The organism is Stappia indica, from assembly GCF_020177335.1.
GTDB classification, from domain to species: Bacteria; Pseudomonadota; Alphaproteobacteria; order Rhizobiales; family Stappiaceae; genus Stappia; species Stappia indica_B.
The window spans coordinates 108,014-124,869 of the sequence record NZ_JAIVMG010000012.1 but is presented as its reverse complement, the minus strand read 5'-3'; the positions used below and the strand labels follow the sequence as shown (position 1 = coordinate 124,869).

At 65.9% G+C, this 16,856-nt stretch carries 19 protein-coding genes and 1 other RNA gene; 14 read left to right on the top strand and 6 right to left on the bottom strand.

Annotated elements, in window-relative coordinates:
- Positions 1–56: 56 nt before the first annotated feature.
- The 3 genes from LC062_RS16345 to LC062_RS16335 form a co-directional block, all read right to left on the bottom strand.
- Positions 57–1,988, bottom strand: a complete 1,932-nt coding sequence (locus LC062_RS16345; protein ID WP_224912096.1) for a DNA polymerase III subunit gamma/tau — start codon at positions 1,986–1,988, stop codon at positions 57–59.
- A 168-nt stretch (positions 1,989–2,156) separates the two neighbouring features.
- Positions 2,157–2,254, bottom strand: an RNA gene (ffs, locus tag LC062_RS16340) — signal recognition particle sRNA small type.
- Between the two features lie 117 nt (positions 2,255–2,371).
- The gene (locus tag LC062_RS16335) at positions 2,372–4,012 is read right to left on the bottom strand and encodes an acyl-CoA synthetase (RefSeq protein ID WP_224912095.1); all 1,641 of its coding nucleotides are present in this window, start codon (positions 4,010–4,012) and stop codon (positions 2,372–2,374) included.
- A 225-nt stretch (positions 4,013–4,237) separates the two neighbouring features.
- Between LC062_RS16335 and LC062_RS16330 the strand changes: the two genes are divergently transcribed.
- From LC062_RS16330 to LC062_RS16275, 12 genes are all read left to right on the top strand, one after another.
- Positions 4,238–4,669 (top strand): HIT family protein, encoded by a 432-nt coding sequence (locus LC062_RS16330; RefSeq protein ID WP_224912094.1) that lies wholly within the window; start codon positions 4,238–4,240, stop codon positions 4,667–4,669.
- A gap of 58 nt (positions 4,670–4,727) precedes the next feature.
- Entirely contained in the window at positions 4,728–5,702 is a 975-nt protein-coding gene (gene nudC, locus LC062_RS16325) for an NAD(+) diphosphatase (RefSeq protein WP_224912093.1), read from the top strand.
- Positions 5,699–6,295 carry a histidine phosphatase family protein gene (locus LC062_RS16320; protein WP_224912092.1) on the top strand — a complete coding sequence of 199 codons (597 nt, stop codon included), beginning with the start codon at positions 5,699–5,701 and terminating at the stop codon, positions 6,293–6,295. The genes nudC and LC062_RS16320 overlap by 4 nt, the downstream gene beginning before the upstream one ends.
- Positions 6,296–6,389: 94 nt before the next feature.
- On the top strand, positions 6,390–7,070 hold the full coding sequence (locus LC062_RS16315; protein ID WP_224912091.1) for a sulfate transporter family protein: 681 nt from the start codon (positions 6,390–6,392) through the stop codon (positions 7,068–7,070).
- Between the two features lie 162 nt (positions 7,071–7,232).
- A complete protein-coding gene (gene sdhC / locus LC062_RS16310; RefSeq protein ID WP_181761209.1) occupies positions 7,233–7,631 on the top strand; it encodes a succinate dehydrogenase, cytochrome b556 subunit in 399 nt (132 codons plus the stop codon).
- 12 nt (positions 7,632–7,643) lie between these two features.
- Entirely contained in the window at positions 7,644–8,027 is a 384-nt protein-coding gene (gene sdhD, locus LC062_RS16305; RefSeq protein WP_224912090.1) for a succinate dehydrogenase, hydrophobic membrane anchor protein, read from the top strand.
- Between the two features lie 4 nt (positions 8,028–8,031).
- Positions 8,032–9,861 (top strand): succinate dehydrogenase flavoprotein subunit, encoded by a 1,830-nt coding sequence (sdhA, locus tag LC062_RS16300; RefSeq protein ID WP_224912089.1) that lies wholly within the window; start codon positions 8,032–8,034, stop codon positions 9,859–9,861.
- Positions 9,862–9,865: 4 nt separating this feature from the next.
- A complete protein-coding gene (locus LC062_RS16295; protein WP_224912088.1) occupies positions 9,866–10,021 on the top strand; it encodes a hypothetical protein in 156 nt (51 codons plus the stop codon).
- 14 nt (positions 10,022–10,035) lie between these two features.
- A complete protein-coding gene (locus LC062_RS16290) occupies positions 10,036–10,896 on the top strand; it encodes an FkbM family methyltransferase (RefSeq protein ID WP_224912087.1) in 861 nt (286 codons plus the stop codon).
- Between the two features lie 142 nt (positions 10,897–11,038).
- Positions 11,039–12,448, top strand: a complete 1,410-nt coding sequence (gene creD / locus LC062_RS16285; RefSeq protein ID WP_224912086.1) for a cell envelope integrity protein CreD — start codon at positions 11,039–11,041, stop codon at positions 12,446–12,448.
- Positions 12,449–12,452: 4 nt separating this feature from the next.
- Positions 12,453–13,235 (top strand): succinate dehydrogenase iron-sulfur subunit, encoded by a 783-nt coding sequence (locus tag LC062_RS16280; protein ID WP_224912085.1) that lies wholly within the window; start codon positions 12,453–12,455, stop codon positions 13,233–13,235.
- Between the two features lie 147 nt (positions 13,236–13,382).
- Positions 13,383–13,760, top strand: a complete 378-nt coding sequence (locus LC062_RS16275) for a VOC family protein (protein WP_224912084.1) — start codon at positions 13,383–13,385, stop codon at positions 13,758–13,760.
- A 129-nt stretch (positions 13,761–13,889) separates the two neighbouring features.
- On the opposite strand, the gene LC062_RS16270 is transcribed toward LC062_RS16275, so the two are convergent.
- Both LC062_RS16270 and LC062_RS16265 read right to left on the bottom strand, forming a co-directional pair.
- Entirely contained in the window at positions 13,890–14,519 is a 630-nt protein-coding gene (locus LC062_RS16270) for an outer membrane protein (protein ID WP_224912083.1), read from the bottom strand.
- A gap of 151 nt (positions 14,520–14,670) precedes the next feature.
- On the bottom strand, positions 14,671–15,048 hold the full coding sequence (locus LC062_RS16265) for an MAPEG family protein (protein ID WP_224912082.1): 378 nt from the start codon (positions 15,046–15,048) through the stop codon (positions 14,671–14,673).
- Between the two features lie 246 nt (positions 15,049–15,294).
- On the opposite strand from LC062_RS16265, the gene LC062_RS16260 reads away from it, so the two are divergent.
- Both LC062_RS16260 and LC062_RS16255 read left to right on the top strand, forming a co-directional pair.
- Positions 15,295–15,651 (top strand): carboxymuconolactone decarboxylase family protein, encoded by a 357-nt coding sequence (locus LC062_RS16260; RefSeq protein WP_181761201.1) that lies wholly within the window; start codon positions 15,295–15,297, stop codon positions 15,649–15,651.
- A gap of 130 nt (positions 15,652–15,781) precedes the next feature.
- Positions 15,782–16,237, top strand: coding sequence for an arsenate-mycothiol transferase ArsC (locus LC062_RS16255; RefSeq protein WP_224912081.1), 456 nt, complete (start codon positions 15,782–15,784; stop codon positions 16,235–16,237).
- 22 nt (positions 16,238–16,259) lie between these two features.
- On the opposite strand, the gene LC062_RS16250 is transcribed toward LC062_RS16255, so the two are convergent.
- The gene (locus LC062_RS16250; protein ID WP_224912080.1) at positions 16,260–16,835 is read right to left on the bottom strand and encodes a GNAT family N-acetyltransferase; all 576 of its coding nucleotides are present in this window, start codon (positions 16,833–16,835) and stop codon (positions 16,260–16,262) included.
- Between the last annotated feature and the right edge of the window lie 21 nt (positions 16,836–16,856).

The following is a 16,856-nucleotide window of genomic DNA, read 5'->3' as shown; positions in this document are numbered from 1 at the left end:
GCCGGTCCGGCCGTCCCGGTTCAGGGCGCCGGAACGTGCGTGTCAAAGGTCGAGGCTCAGGGTGCCGGGTTCTCGCTTTCGATGTCGTCCTCGGCTGGCGGCATGTCAAGCCCGTCATCGGGTGCCTGCATCCGGACATCGACCACCTTGGCGCCGGGAAAGGCCTCCAGCAGAGCGGCAACGGCCGGCTCGGACTTCGCATCGGACAGGAGCTGGCGCTGGTTGGCTTCCCGCTCCTCATGCAGGGTCGGACGCCCTTGCGTGCGGCTGACGGAGACGATCCAGCGCCGTCCGGTCCATTCGCCAAGCTTGCGGCCGAAGCGCCCGGCCAGATCCGGATCGGCTTCCGGCACCGGCTGGATCTCGATCCGACCCGGTTCGAAGCGCACCAGCCGCATTTGCCGTTCGATCTCCACCTTCAGGCGGATGTCGCGCTTTTCGGCGGCCAGCGCCGCGCAATCGGCCAGCGATCTGAGCGGAACAGCCTCTTCCTGTGGTTCGGCATGGCCCGGCGCCGGAGCGTCCTCTACCTGAGGCGCGGCCATGGCGACCGGGCCACCGGCGGCGCGGCCTCCGGCCAGCGCCTGAAGTCGCGGCTCGCCGCCAACCGGGGCGGAGGAGGGCGCGGCGGTTTGTTGCGGCTGGGACACCGCCGGCGCGGCCATCTGCGGCGCGGCGGCGGGGTTCGATCCACTCACCGGAGCTCCGCCGGCGGGGCCGGCTTGCGGTGTAGCGGGAGCGGCCACGGGCAGCGGCTGGCCGCTCTTCAGCAGCTTCAGCGCTTCTTCCGGGTCCGGCAGGTCGGCCGCATAGGCAATGCGCACCAGCACCATGTCCGCCGCCAGATGCGGCTTCGGCGCCGCCTGCACTTCGGCAACGCCCTTCAGCAGGATCTGCCAGGTGCGCGACAGGATGCGCAGCGACAGAGTATCGGCCAATTCGCGCCCGCGCCGGCGTTCCGCCTCGGTGACCGAGGCCTCATCGCCGGCGCTCGGCACGATCTTCAGCCGGGTGACCAGATGGGTGAATTCGGCAAGGTCCGAGAGCACCACCACCGGATCGGCGCCGCTGTCGTATTGCGCCCGGAATTCGGCCATGGCGGCGCCAGCGTCGCCCTTCATCAAGTGCTGAAACAGGTCGATCACCCGCGCCCGGTCGGCAAGGCCGAGCATGTCGCGCACATCGTCGGCGGCGACGGGGCCTTGTCCATGGGCGATGGCCTGATCGAGCAGCGACAGGGAATCGCGGGCCGAGCCCTCGCCGGCGCGGGCGATCAGCGCCAGTGCCTCGTCGCTGATCTCGACCGATTCGGCGGCGGAGATCCGGCGCAGCAACCCCACCAGCTTGTCGGCGTCGATGCGGCGCAGGTCGAAGCGCTGGCAGCGCGACAGCACCGTGACCGGCACCTTGCGGATTTCGGTGGTGGCGAAGATGAACTTCACATGCTCCGGCGGCTCTTCCAGCGTCTTCAGAAGGCCGTTGAACGCGGCCTTGGAGAGCATGTGCACTTCGTCGATGATGTAGACCTTGTAGCGCGCCGATGCCGGACGGTAGCGCGCCGCCTCGGTGATCTCGCGAATGTCGTCGATGCCGGTGTGCGAGGCGGCGTCCATCTCGATGACATCCACATGGCGCCCGTCCATGATGGCTTCGCAGTGGATGCCCATCTTGTCGAGCTGCACCGTGGGACGGCTGCTTTCGCCGGGAATCTCGTGATTGAGCCCGCGCGCCAGGATGCGCGCCGTCGTCGTCTTGCCGACGCCGCGCACGCCGGTCAGCATCCACGCCTGGGCGATCCGGCCGGTCTCGAAGGCGTTCTGCAGCGTCCGCACCATCGCCTCCTGCCCGACGAGATCGTCGAAGCTGCGGGGGCGATACTTGCGCGCCAGAACGCGGTAGCCGCCGGTCTCCAGGCCGGAAGCCGGATGTGCCGGGTCGTGCCCGTCATCCGGGCCGAGGTCTGTGTCGGTGTGCGAAGGTCCGTCCATGTCGTCCAACTTAACGGCGCTTGGCCGCAATGTAGAGGGCTATCCGTGCCAAAGGCGGATTTGTCCATGACAGATCGCGCGCAAGGCGACCACCGAAGATCATGCCGGAAACATGCGCATCGGTGCTCCCGCGAGCGGGAAGCGGAGACTGGAGGGGATAGGCTTGAGGTGGGAGGCTGGCACGATGACCCGTGCCGCGACTCGTTGGGGCTGCTTCCTTCCGGACCTGACCCGGTTGGCGAGTGGCTCGTCCACCACCAACCTCCCGGGCGCATATATCGGCGTTCAGCGCCCCGTTTGCAAGGAAAAATCCGGACAAATGCGTCTCGGCTTTCCCGGTCTGCCGTCCTTGCACAGCCTTGTCCCCATCGCTGGCGGCCGGATCAGGGCGCGTGCGCGGCCTCATCCTCCGCCTGCCGGCGCAGGGTCTTGCGGATGATCTTGCCGGTGGTGGTCATCGGCAAGGCGTCGACGAAGGCGATCTCGCGCGGATACTCATGGGCGGCGAGCCGCTGGCGGACGAAGGCCTGAAGCTCGGCGGCAAGGGCCGCATCCGCCTCATAGCCCTCGGCAAGCACCACATAGGCCTTGACGATTTCCGTGCGTGCCGGGTCCGGCTTGCCCACCACCCCGGCCATCTGCACCGCCGGATGACCGATCAGGCAGTCCTCGATCTCGCCCGGCCCGATCCGGTAGCCGGAGGAGGTGATCACATCGTCATCGCGGCCGATGAAGCGGATCCAGCCGTCCGCATCGCGCACGCCGGTGTCGCCGGTCAGAAGATAGTCGCCAGCGAATTTTGCTTCCGTCGCCTGTGGATTGTTCCAGTAGCGCAGGAACATCACCGGATCGCCCCGTCGCACGGCGATCGCCCCTTCCTCGTCATCGGGCAGTGGTCGGCCCTCGGCATCGATGATGGCCAGATCGTGACCGGGCACCGCCCGCCCCATGATGCCGGGGCGCGGCGGCATCAGCGCGCCGCAGGAGGAGACGATCATGTTGCACTCGGTCTGGCCATAGAACTCGTTGATGGTGACGCCGAACACCCGGCGGCCCCAGTCGAGCAGCTCCGCGCCGAGGGTTTCGCCGCCGCTGGCGATGGTGCGCATGTCGAGCTTCCAGCGCGCGCCCGGGTCCTCGAAGGCGCGCATCATCTTCAGTGCCGTCGGCGGCAGGAAGGCGTTGCGGATGCCCTCGCTGGCGATCAGCTCGAAGGCGGCCTCGGCGGTGAACTTGCCGAAGCGCCGGGCGACCACCGGCACGCCGTGATGCAGCGCCGGCATCAACACGTCGAGCAGGCCGCCGATCCAGGCCCAGTCGGCCGGGGTCCAGATCCGGTCGCCCGGGCGGGGAAAGAAGTCATGGCTCATTTCCACCCCCGGCAGATGGCCGAGCAGCACCCGGTGGGCATGCAGTGCGCCCTTCGGCTGGCCGGTGGTGCCGGAGGTGTAGATCAGGATCGCCGGATCTTCCGCGCTGGTCTTCACCGGCTCGAAGCTGTCCGGCAGCCCGCTCGCTTCCGCGTGCAGGTCGCGGGTGCCGGGATGGGCGCCGTCGATGGTGAACACCTCGGCAAGGTCAGGCAGGCCTGGGCGAATCGCCGCCAGCTTGGCCGCGCCCGCTGCATCGGTGACGACCGCGCGGGCACCGGAATCGCGCAGCCGGTAGGAGAGGGCCTCTTCGCCGAACAGGAGAAACAGCGGCAGGGAAATGGCGCCGAGCTTGAAGGCGGCGATATGGGTGGCGGCGGTCTCCACCGCCTGCGGCAGCAGGATCGCCACCCGGTCGCCGCGGGTCACGCCGCTGGCGCGCAGCAGCCTGGCGATCCGGTTGGACAGGCGGCGCAGGCCATCGAAGCTGACGATTTCGCGGGTCCCGTCCTCGGCGATGCAGATCAGCGCGTCGCGCTCCGGGTCGCGCTCCGCCCATTTGTCGCAGACGTCCTGGCCGATGTTGTAGAACTCGGGGATCTGCCAGCGAAACCGCGTCGTCAGATCATCGTAACTCTCGGCCGCTGGCAGCATGGATCCTCCCTCGGCGCGGGCGAGGCATGCTGGCATCGTGCCGCTTCCCCCCAACGTCGCCCTCCTTGATATAGACAGGCGAATGGAACGGCAGCGGCGCGCCCTTGGCAAGCCTCAATCCGCGCCTTGTGCATCTGCCTCTTGAGATGGAGCGGCGCGCGTCGGGGGTGGTGCGGCGGCAAGGGCGCGATATAGTGCCGGGGAACCTCAACGGATGGTCCCTGAATGACGCCCTTTGTGCTTGATCCTCGGCTGGCGGCGGACACATTGCCTGTCGGCCTTCTTGGCCTGTGTGCGGTGCGGCTGATGAGCGATGCCCGCTTCCCCTGGCTGATGCTGGTGCCGCAGCGCCCCGATCTGACGGAAATCCTCGATCTCGACGAGGAGGAGCGCCATCTGCTGATGCGCGAGATTGCCGCCGCCAGCTCGGCGCTGCGGGCGGTGACGGTCTGCGACAAGCTCAATGTCGGCGCGCTGGGCAATCTGGTGCCGCAACTGCATGTGCATGTGATCGCCCGCTTCCAGGGCGATGCCGCCTGGCCCGGCCCCGTCTGGGGGCAGGGTGTGCCGCTGCCCTACGAGGAGGACGTGGCGGGGATGCTGATCCGCCGTCTGCGCGATGCGCTGGGCATGGCCCCTTCCGGGCCGGGGGCGTGATTCGCTTCGTCGCCAGCGACCGTCACCCGTTGTTCTTCCGCCAGGATCGGACGCCTTCATGACCTTGTGTTCCGCCACTCTTCCGGCCGCCGGTTTCGCCTTTCACGGCAACCCGCTGGAGCGCCTGTCCGAGCATCGCGGCGATGCGGAGTGGCTCGCGCGCCACTTTTCGGCGGAGGCGGCCCGTTTCGTGCTCTTTTGTGACAAGCGTCCGGTGGTCGATGTGTCGGACCAGGGCCCGGGCCGGCCCCTGTCCGTGCTGCATCGGCGGGACCGCGCCGACCGGCTGTCGATGCGGGTGGAGGATAGTCTGCTGTTGGGCTTCGCTCCGGAAGGCGGGGCGCCGGAAAAGGGCGCGCCGGTGTTCGCCGCGCCGCTGGAGATCGACGCGGATCAGCTTGAGGCGCTGGGCGAACCGCTCAAGCCGATCGATCTGCGCTCGCTCGCCCTGCAGGGCGTGCTGGAGCCGGGCATGTTGGGGATGTTGGCACAGGCCAGCGCACTGCTTCATTGGCATGACACCCACCGGTTCTGTTCGCGCTGCGGCAGCCCTTCGGTGATGACGCTCGGGGGCTACCGGCGCGATTGTCCCGCTTGCGGCAGCCTGCATTTCCCGCGCACCGACCCGGTGGCGATCATGCTGGTGAGCGACGGCGAGCGCTGCCTGATGGGGCGCACGCCGCAAATCGCCGAAGGCGTCTATTCCACCCTGGCCGGCTTCATCGAGCCGGGCGAAACCGTGGAGGAGGCGGTGCGCCGCGAGGTGTTTGAGGAAGCGGGCATTCATGTCGGGGCCGTCAGCTACCGGGCCAGCCAGCCCTGGCCGTTCCCGGCCTCGCTGATGATGGGCTGCCACGGGACGGCGACCAGCCGCGAGATCCGCATGGATGAAAGCGAGTTGGAGGATTGCCGCTGGTTTTCCCGCAAGGAGGTGCGGGCCATGATGGCGAGTGACCATCCGCAAGGCCTGATGGTCCCGCCGCCGCTGTCCATCGCCCATTGGCTGATTCGCTCCTGGATCGAGGCGGCATGAGCCGGCCCGCCGATTGCATCTATCTGACCCACCCGGAGGTTCGCATCGACCCGGCGGTGCCGGTGCCCGAATGGGGGTTGTCCGAGCGCGGTCTTCAGCGGGCGCGGGCCGGCTTGCGCCAGCCGTTTGTTGCGGATCTGCGGCATATCGTTTCCAGCAACGAACGCAAGGCGCGGGAAACGGCAGGTGTCTTTGCCGAAAGGCTCGCGCTGCCGGTCCTTGTCGATGAGGCGATGCACGAGAACGACCGCAGCGCGACCGGATATCTGCCGCCGGAGGAGTTCGAACAAGTGGCCGACCGCTTCTTCGCCGAGCCGACGGCAAGCGTGCGCGGCTGGGAACGGGCCGCCGACGCCCAGGCACGCATCGTCTCCCGCGTCGGGGCGCATCTTGCGCGCATCCCCGAGGACGAGGCTGTGCTGTTCGTCGGCCATGGCGGTGTTGGAACCCTCCTGAAATGTCACCTGTGCGGATTGCCGATTTCCCGGCTTGGCGATCAGCCGGCGGGCGGCGGGGGCTTCTTCGTGTTTTCCCGCAAGGCTGTGACCGGGCAGGATGCCGGGGCGCTTGTGTGGCGGCCAATCGACCGCTGATCTGCGCTGCTCAGGACGCGAAAACGCTTGTGATCGCCGCACGCTGAACCTACCTGAAGGCGGTGACGTTCACCAACCGGGACACTCGCGCCTCATGATTTCCTCCGCGCTGCGCGCGCTCTCGCAGATTTTCCAGCCCGAACTGCGGGCGATTTTCTGGAAGACGCTGGGCTACACGCTGGCCCTGCTGCTGCTGGTCTGGCTCGCGCTCAACGGCGCCGTCGCCTGGTTCGTCGCGCTGCCCTATCCCTGGCTCGACACCGCCCTGTCGATCCTGACCGGCATCGGCGTGATCTTCGTGCTCGGGTTCCTGGTGGCGCCGGTCACCGCCGTCATTGCCGGCCTGCTGCAGGACGATATCGCCGAGGTGGTGGAGCGCAGCGACTATCCCGCCGATCCGCCGGGGAGGGCCTTGCCGCTGGCGCAGGCGGTGCCCCAGGCGATCAAGTTCACCGGCATCGTCATCCTTGGCAACCTCCTGGCCCTGTTCCTCTTGCTGGTGCCGGGCGTCAATCTGGTCGCCTTCCTGCTGGTCAACGGCTACCTGCTCGGCCGCGAGTTCTTCGAATTCGCCGCCATGCGCTTTCGCGCGCCGGAAGAGGCGAAGGCCTTCCGCCGCGCCCATCGCGGCACGGTGTTTCTCGCCGGTCTGGCGATTGCCGGGTTCCTGGCCATCCCGCTGCTCAACCTGCTGACGCCGATCTTCGCCACGGTGATGATGGTGCATCTCAACAAACGGTTGACCTATAGGTCACCTGTCCCCTTGGGTGGTTAGCCGGGCATCGCCACGGCGCTCGTTGCCCGCTTCTCCCGGCTTATCCAACAGGATACTTTGACGCCGCCCGATGTTGGCGTTAGAAGGCGGGGATACAAGACCCTGATAAAGCTACCGTTTACGTAAACGTAAGGCGGCTTAGGGGAGACGGGAGAACAACCCATGTCGGACGTCGGGATGAAGAACAGCCGGCCGCTGTCGCCGCATATCCAGATCTACAAACCCATTCTCACCATGGTCATGTCGATCCTGCACCGGATCACGGGCGCGGCGCTTTATGTCGGCACGATCCTGGTTGCCTGGTGGCTGGTCGCCGCCGCTGCCGGACCGGAGTACTTCGACTTCGTCAACGAGCTGTACGGCTCGCTGTTCGGGCGGCTGGTGCTGTTCGGCTTCACCTGGGCGCTGGTGCACCACCTGATCGGCGGTCTGCGCCATTTCATCTGGGACATGGGCTACGGTTTCGGCCGCGAGGCACGCGAGTGGCTGGCGCGGGCGACGATCATCGGCTCGGTCGCCATCACGATCCTGCTCTGGGTCATCGGCTACGCGGTTCGCTGAGGGAGAATGACGATGAACGACATGCGCACCCCTCTTTCCCGGGTCGAGGGCCTCGGCTCGGCCAAGGACGGCACCACCCATTTCTGGCACCAGCGGGTCACCGCGGTCGCCAATGTGTTCCTGATCTCCTTCTTCGTGATCCTGATCGTGGCGCTGCAGGGCGGCGATCACGAGGACGTGGTGGAGACCCTCGCCAATCCCCTCGTCGGGGTTCTGATGGTGCTGGTGATCCTGTCCTCCGTCTATCACATGAAGCTCGGCATGCAGGTGATCATCGAGGACTATGTCCACGGTGAGGGCGCCAAGCTGCTGGCGCTGATGGGCAATACCTTCTTCTCGGTTTTCATCGGCCTTGCGTCGGTGTTCGCCGTTCTCAAGATCAGCTTCGGAGGCTGAACAAATGGCAGGACAAGCCTACTCCTTTGTCGACCACAAATATGACGTGGTCGTCGTCGGTGCCGGTGGCGCCGGCCTGCGCGCCACCCTCGGCATGGCCGAGCAGGGCCTCCGCACAGCCTGTATCTCCAAGGTGTTCCCGACCCGCTCGCACACGGTCGCGGCCCAGGGCGGTATCGCCGCCTCGCTGCAGAACATGACGCCGGACTGCTGGCAGTGGCACATGTACGACACGGTGAAGGGCTCCGACTGGCTCGGCGATACCGACGCCATGGAGTACCTGGCCCGCGAGGCGCCCAAGGCGGTCTACGAGCTGGAGCATTACGGCGTGCCGTTCTCGCGCACCGAGGACGGGCGCATCTACCAGCGCCCCTTCGGCGGCCACATGCAGAACTATGGCAACGGTCCCCCGGTGCAGCGCACCTGCGCCGCCGCAGACCGCACCGGCCATGCGATCCTGCACACGCTCTACGGTCAGTCGCTGCGGCACAATGCCGAGTTCTTCATCGAGTATTTCGCGCTCGATCTGATCATGTCCGAGGATGGGGTCTGCCAGGGCGTGATCGCCTGGAACCTCGATGACGGCACGATCCATCGCTTCTCCGCCAAGATGGTGGTGCTGGCGACCGGCGGCTATGGCCGCGCCTTCTTCTCCGCCACCTCGGCGCATACCTGCACCGGCGATGGCGGCGGCATGACCGCTCGTGCCGGTCTGCCGCTCCAGGACATGGAGTTCGTGCAGTTCCACCCGACCGGCATCTACGGCGCCGGCTGCCTCATCACCGAGGGCGCGCGCGGCGAAGGCGGGTACCTGGTCAACTCCGAGGGTGAGCGCTTCATGGAGCGCTATGCGCCGTCGGCCAAGGATCTCGCCTCGCGCGACGTGGTCTCGCGCTGCATGACCATGGAAATCCGTGAGGGGCGCGGCGTCGGCAAGCAGAAGGATCACATCTTCCTGCATCTCGACCACCTCGATCCGGATATCCTCGCCGAGCGTCTGCCGGGCATTTCGGAATCGGCGAAGATCTTCGCCGGCGTCGATGTGACCAAGGAGCCGATCCCGGTGCTGCCGACCGTCCACTACAATATGGGCGGCGTCCCCACCAACTACTGGGGTGAGGTGCTGAACCCGACCAAGGACGATCCCAACGCGATCCAGCCGGGCCTGATGGCCGTCGGCGAGGCCGGCTGCGCCTCGGTGCACGGTGCCAACCGACTGGGCTCCAACTCGCTGATCGACCTGGTGGTCTTCGGTCGCGCCGCCGCCATCAAGGCCGGCGAGGTGGTCGACCCGAAGTCCGCCGTGCCGACGCCGAACGAGGCAAGCTGCGACAAGATCATGGCCCGCTTCGACAAGCTGCGCCATGCCAATGGCGGCACCCCGACGGCCCGTCTTCGCGAGAAGATGCAGCGGGCGATGCAGGAAGACGCCGCCGTGTTCCGCACCCAGGAAAGCCTGGAGCAGGGCTGTCAGCGCCTGACGGCGATCTGGGGCGAGCTCGCCGATCTCAAGGTCACCGACCGGTCGATGATCTGGAACTCCGATCTGGTGGAAACGCTGGAGCTGGAGAACCTGATGGCCAATGCGATCACCACGGTCTATGGCGCCGAGGCGCGCAAGGAGAGCCGTGGCGCCCATGCCCGCGAGGACTACAAGGACGGTCCGATGGGCGGTCGCGACGACGAGAACTGGCGCAAGCACACGCTGGCCCGCGTCGACGAGGCCGGCAAGGTGACGCTCGACTATCGCGCGGTGGTCACCGAGCCGCTGACCACCTTCGAGGAAGGCGGCATCGACATGGCCAAGATCGCGCCGAAAGCGCGCGTCTACTAAGCCGATGATCCAGCGCCGGGCACAGCAGGCATTGAACACCTTCGGCAGGATCGCCCTGGCGGCGACCCTGTCGGCGGGGGTGGTGCTGCCGGCTGTGGCCGGCGCGCTGACGGCAGTCGCGGGCCGGGTCGACGTGCTCCTCGGTCCGGGCGCGCAGTAGGACGCGATGTGGGCATGGCGGCCGTGAGTTTCGATATCGACACCACGTCTCCCTTTGGCACCTATCCGGCCGAGGGGATCGGGCGCGTCGCCTGGCGGCTGGCGGACCGGCACGAATTGCCGGACCGGCTGCGCAAGCGCGTGCGTGCGCTCGTGGCCCGCTGCTTTCGCGGCCCCTATGACGCGGAGGCCGATGGCCTGCGGTTTCGCCTCTACCCCGGCAGCAATTACGATGATCGCAAGATCCTTGCTCGCAGCCGGCTGCCGGAGCGGGCCGAACACGCCCTCCTGGCACCGCGGTTTCGGGCCGGCGTGACCTTTGTCGATGTCGGCGCCAATGTGGGCAGCTACAGTCTCGATGCCGCCCGGCGCGGCGTCCGGGTTCTGGCGATCGAGGCCAATCCCGACACCGCGGAGAGGCTCGCCTACAATGTCGCCGCCAATGGCGCGACGACGGTGGAAATCGCCAATGTGGCCATCGGTGCGGAAGCGGGAACTCTGGCACTCTGGCATGAGCCGTCGAACTGCGGCTTCGCGACCCTCGTGCCCGACCTGACCACCGGGAAGTGGGCCGGCGACTGGCGTTCGCGGCAGGTGACGGTGCGCCCCTTGCGCGATGTGCTGGCCGACCACCGGATCGGCCGCGCCGATGTGCTGAAGGTCGATGTCGAGGGCTTCGAGGACAGGGTGTTGATGCCCTTCCTGAGCTCCGCGCCGCGCCAGGCCTGGCCGCTGGCCATCCTGCTGGAGACCAACTGCCGGGAGCACTGGCAGGAGGATTGCCTCGCCGCGCTGATCGGTTGCGGCTATCGCTCCGCCGGCGAAACGGCGGACAACATTCTTTTGACACTGGCGGATGAGGAGATCGGAACGTGACCCGCGTCTTGCCGCGCCCTTGTCCCCCGCTTGCCGCAAGTGGCCCGATTTCGGCCCGCTCTTGCCTCGGTTTGCGCATAAAACCGCCGTTGGCCTCCGCTTTGCTCGCTCCGGTTGAGTTTTCCTGTTTGGAGAGTGAAGTATGACCCAAGCGAGCGCCGGTGCATCTGGACGGTTGTTGTTGTCAACGCGGCCACGGGTGAGCACGCCGGGCACGAAATTCGTGCTGATCGGCTTCGTCACCCTGCTGTTGTTCATCCCCAGCCTGATGATCTGGGCGCTGGTTGAGGAGCGCGAAAGCCGGGCGCGCGGCGTTGCCGATGAGATCGCCCGTGGATGGGGCGATGCCCAGATGGTCAACGGCCCCTATCTGCTGGTGCCGTATCTGACCACCCGCGAAGTCCGCAGCGGAGGCGAGACCTTTCGGCAAACCGACCGCAATTACCGTCTGTTCTATCCCAAGACGCTGACCAACAAGGTCGAGGCCACGGTCGAGGAGCGGAAGAAGTCCATCTATACCCTGCCGGTGTTCCAGGGGCGGATCGACCTGTCCGGCCGGTTCGAGCCAGCCGATATGGCCGCCTTCGAACAGGATGCGGATATCACCGTTCTCGCCGATCAGGCAACGCTGGTCATCGGCATCAGCGACATGCGCGCGGTGAAGAACGACGTGTCGCTGCACCTCGACGGCTCCTCCGCCCGTCCCTTCCAGCCGGGGCTTGGCGCGCTTGACGATCCCGTTCCCACCGCGACCGGGCGCCGCCCCGCGCCGGGGATTCATGTGCCGATTTCAGAGGCGGAATGGCGCTCCGGCTTTGCTTTCCGCGTCGATCTTGCGCTGAATGGCTCGCAGTCGCTGCATTTCACGCCGGCCGGCCAGAGCACCAATCTTCAGATTTCGTCACCTTGGCCGCACCCGGGCTTTACCGGGGCCTTCCTGCCCGACGCCCGCAGCATCTCCAAGGATGGCTTCACCGCCTCCTGGTCGATCCCCTTCCTGGCGCGCGGCGTGGCCAAGGCGGAAACCATGACCCGCCTGCCACTGACCGATCAGCCGCTGGGCGTCAGGTTCGTGCAGCCGGTCGATCTTTATCAGATGGTGGCCCGCTGCCTGAAATATGGTATCGGCTTCATCGCGCTGACCTTCCTTGCCGTGTTCATTCTGGAACTGAAGGCAAGCTGGAGCATGTACTGGATCCAGTATTTGCTGGTCGGGTTCGCGCTGATGATCTTCTACCTGCTGCTGCTCGCCTTCGCTGAGCAGATCGGCTACGACTGGGCCTATCTTGTTGCGGCGACAGCGATCACGTTGCTGGTTGCCGCCTATGTGTCCGCCAATGGACGGGACCGGCGCGCTGGCGCGGTCATGGCCATTGTGCTTGCGACCATTTACGGGGTTTTGTATCTGCTGATGCGGGAGCAGGACTATGCCCTGCTGGTCGGCTCGGTCATTGCCTTCCTGGCGATTGCCGTGACGATGTTCGCCACGCGGAATGTGGAATGGTCCGGCACTGCCGGACAGGCGCTTGAAGAATCTGCGAAAGAGGCTTGAGGGTATGGTACAGCTGACGCTTCCCAAGAATTCCAAGGTTGCTGCGGGCAAGGTCTGGGACAAGCCGGCCGGCGCCAGCCAGTTTCACGAGTTCCGGATCTACCGCTGGAACCCGGACGACGGGCGCAATCCGCGCATCGACACCTATTTCATCGACAAGGATGATTGCGGGCCGATGGTGCTCGACGGGCTGATCTACATCAAGGACAAGATCGACCCGACCCTGACCTTCCGCCGCTCCTGCCGCGAGGGGATCTGCGGCTCCTGCGCCATGAACATCGATGGCACCAACACGCTGGCCTGCACCAAGGGCATGGGCGAGATCGGCGAAGGGCCGGTGAAGATCTATCCGCTGCCGCATATGCCGGTGGTCAAGGATCTGGTGCCGGATCTGACCCGGTTCTATGCCCAGCACCGTTCGATCGAGCCCTGGCTGAAGACGACGACGCCGGCGCCGGAAAAGGAATGGCGCCAGAGCCACGAGGATCGGGCCAAGCTCGACGGGCTCTATGAGTGCATCCTGTGTGCCTGTTGCTCCACCTCCTGCCCGAGCTACTGGTGGAATGGCGACCGCTATCTCGGCCCCGCCGTGCTGCTGCAGGCCTACCGCTGGCTGATCGACAGCCGCGACGAGGCGACCGGCGAGCGGCTCGACAATCTTGAGGATCCGTTCCGGCTCTACCGCTGCCATACGATCATGAACTGCTCACAGGCCTGCCCGAAGGGGCTGAACCCGGCCAAGGCGATTGCCGAGATCAAGAAGATGATGGTCGAACGTCGGATCTGACACCGGACGTACCATCGGCGTTGCCGACGGACTGCAAAGCGATGAAAGGCCGTCCCTCAGGGGCGGCCTTTTGTGTTTCCGGGCTTGCGCGCCCTTCCGGTGCATGGTTTTATGTTCATTATTTGTTCTTGGCGGTGGAGGGGAGCCATGCACAAAAGCCGGTTGGCCTGTCTGGTGATCGATTGCGAGGGGCCGGATGCGGAAACGCATGAAGCCTTCTGGGCCGCAGCCCTGGGGCGTGAGCGCGAGGTCGATCCGATCGACCCGAAATACCGCGATCTGACGGGCCCGCCCGGCGAGCTGCGGGTCCTGGTGCAGGCGGTCGATCATCCCTCGCGGGTGCATCTCGATATTGAAACCGATGATATTCCGGCGGAGGTCGCCCGGCTGGAGCGGCTCGGCGCGACCCGCCTGCGGGAGATCAAGGGCTGGGTGGTGATGGAGGCGCCGAGCGGCCACCGCTTCTGCGTGGTCAAGCCGCAACGACCGGATTTCGCGGAAAACGCGACGGTCTGGAACGACTGAGGCGGCGGCGTGCCTTTAGGCGCGGTGCGACAAGCCCGCGTGCACCAAGAAAAAGCCCTTCAACCGGATGCGGCTGAAGGGCTGTGGGCGCGGTGGTGTTTCGAGGTGGCCCGAAAACCGGCAATGACTTTAGAAATGGTAGGCGACACCGGCGCGGACCACGTCGAGCTGGCCCTTGAGTTTGAAGTCAGCGGCGCCGAGGTTGTAGGTCTTGTTGCCGAAGTCATGGTGCAGGTATTCCAGACGGGCGGAGACCGCTTCGGTCACAAACGCCTCGATGCCTGCGCCAAGTACCCAGCCGGTATGGGTGTTGGAGCTCTTCGTGCCGCGCACGGTGTTCTTGGTTTCAAGATCCGCCACACTGAGGCCGCCGGTCGCATAAACCAGGAAGCGGTCATAGGCGAGGCCGGCACGCAGACGCGCCGTAGCGCCCCAGTTCATATCGAACTTGTTGCCGGGGCTGGAGGTGCCACCAATATCCATGAGGCTTCCATCGATCTCGGCACCGATCATGAACTGATCGAACATGTGGTTGTAGCCAAGGTACAGACCACCGATAAATCCGTCGAAACTGCTGGAGCCGCCGAAGTTGTCCTTGCCGTTCAGCCAGCCATAGCCCGCATGGGCGCCGGCATAGACCCCGGTCCAGTCATACTGGTTCGCCGGGGCTGAGAAGCTCTGCTGCGACAGATCGGCGGCAACGGCCGGTGCGGAAAAAAGCGCGACGGCGAGGGCGGTGGAGGCGAGAAATGCACGCATGGAGTAAAAGTGTCCCTGACTATCGAATTTACTGAAGCTGTTATGGATGGAGAGGGACACTTGCGGCAACACTCAATGCGGGCATTTTTCTCCTTTTGGCTGTGGTGTCGCCGATATGCAACAAGTCTTGTTTTGCGGCGCTGGTGCCGCGTCAGCTCCACAGCGGGCTGGTGAAGATGGCGATGACGGAGGCAAAGGCGAGGCCCCAGCTCAGCGAACGCAGATTGGCCCGGTCGGTCCAGTAGCAGAAGATGTAGATCAGCCTGAGGCCAATGAAGAGGCCGGCGAGCCGGTCGATCCACTCTGCGTCGCCGCCCTGCCACAAGCCGGCGATCACGGCAACGGCGAAGAAGGGGAAGGCCTCGAAGCCATTGGCCTGGGCGCTGGCGGCGCGGGCGCGGAACCCTTCGCGCCAGAAATCCGGATTGCGCGGGTTGGCGTTGTCATAACCCTTGTCGAATTTGGCCGGCAGGGCGGACAGCATGGGCAGCAGGGCGGCAATGAGAACACACCAGAGGGCGAGGGGCATGAAAGCGTTTCCTTGATGGGAAAGGGGCGGGAGGAGCCGTTCGCGGCAGGTGGCGCAACCTGTCTTGCGCTCACGCCCGCGTCAAGGCGGCGAAGCGGCGCGGGGCACGCTTTGATCTGGCGCATGGCGGCCGGTCGCGCGGCGGCTCTAGGGTCTGTCCGGACCGGTCGGCCGAGCGATGCCGAGGCCGGCCCGACGACCCATCACCCGCGAGATCATCGCGCAATATGTCAAGGAGACTGAATCATGGCTGTGAGCGACTGGCAGGCCTTCATCACGCAAACGGATGCGCGGATGGGAGAGCTTCGCGGCGGAATTCCGGGCGTTGCCAAGGGCTTTCATGAGATTGCCCGGTCTGCGATTGGCGCGGGCGCGCTTGATTCGCGCACCAAGGAACTGATCGCGCTGGCGATCGGCATCACCGTGCGCTGCGACGGCTGTCTTGCGTACCACGCCCGCGCGGCGGCGAAATATGGCGCGAGCCGCGAAGAGATCATGGAAGCGATCGGTGTGGCGGTCTACATGGGCGGCGGCCCGTCGATGATCTACGGCGCCGAAGCCCTTGCGGCCTATGACAGTTTCACCGAGGGCGACAAGGGCTAAGCCCGTTGCCACGAGATTGTCGCGACAAAGCCAGACACACTCTCCGGTTTCGTCACACTGACGTTTTTCAATCGGCGTAAACCCCCTGTCACGGGCGGGGACGATTCGATCCGAATGATGGAATGTGACGATGGCGAAGACGGTTCTCTTTCTTTGCGATGACAATTCGGTGCTGAGCCCATTGGCCGAGGCCTATCTGAATGCCTTGGACAATGGCGCGATTCGGGCCTTTTCCGCTGGGCTTGATCCGGCGCCGCGCCTTGCGCCCGGCGTCGGGCGCATCCTGTCCGAACACGGCATCCCCGCCGCCGGGCTGGAGCCCAAGCCCTGGGAGCTGTTCCTGCTGCCGCACGCACCGGCCCCGGATGTGGTCATCAGCCTTGCGCCGGGCGTCGTGCAGCGCACCCGGCAGGCCTGGCCACCGCGCACGCGAGCGTTCGAATGGCCGTTCGCGGCGGGGCCTTCGGCGGGCAAGGCAACGGGACCCGAAGCGGTGCGCGAGGCGTTCCGCAGCGTACGCCGGGCGATCAACCGGGCCCATGACACTTGGCTGTGCGAAGCGGATGGCTGGCGAATCTCGGCATGAGAGCGTTGCAGTGCCGGCCGGGTCAGCGCCGGGCCTGAAGGCCCGGCCGGTCCGCGAGCGCGCCGAGAAATCCGAAGACGTCCGCGATTTGCTCGCGAATCAGGCTGAACGGCGAATAGGCGCGCGGTGCGATTCGGCCGACGATATCTCCCATCTCGAACGACAGATCGGAGGTGAACTTGCGGGCAAGCTGCTGCATCGCCCGGTTGGTGGCCAGGCAGTTCATGTAGATATGACGGCAGCCGCGGTTTCGCGCAGCAATCAGGGTCAGTTCCATCAGCCGCGTGCCGACGCCGGTCTGCTGCCAGTCGGCTTCGACGGAAAACGCCGCTTCGGCGGTGGTGCCATCGGGGAACATCCGCAGCTCGGCGACCGCGCGCAGGTATCCGTCCACGAAATAGCCGTGGATCAGCGTTTCCAGCGTGAAGCTGGTCTGGGCATAGCAGCGCAGGAAGGCATCGCTCGCCGGCATGGCGAAGCGGGCCCGGCGCGCCTCCGGCGTCAGCCGCAGCAGATGATCGCGAAACTGCGCTTGATCGGCGAATGTGAGTTTTCGGTAATATCCGGTGTGATGGGTGTCGTTGGTGTTGCGCGGCATCTCAGCGCTCCTTGTTGCGTG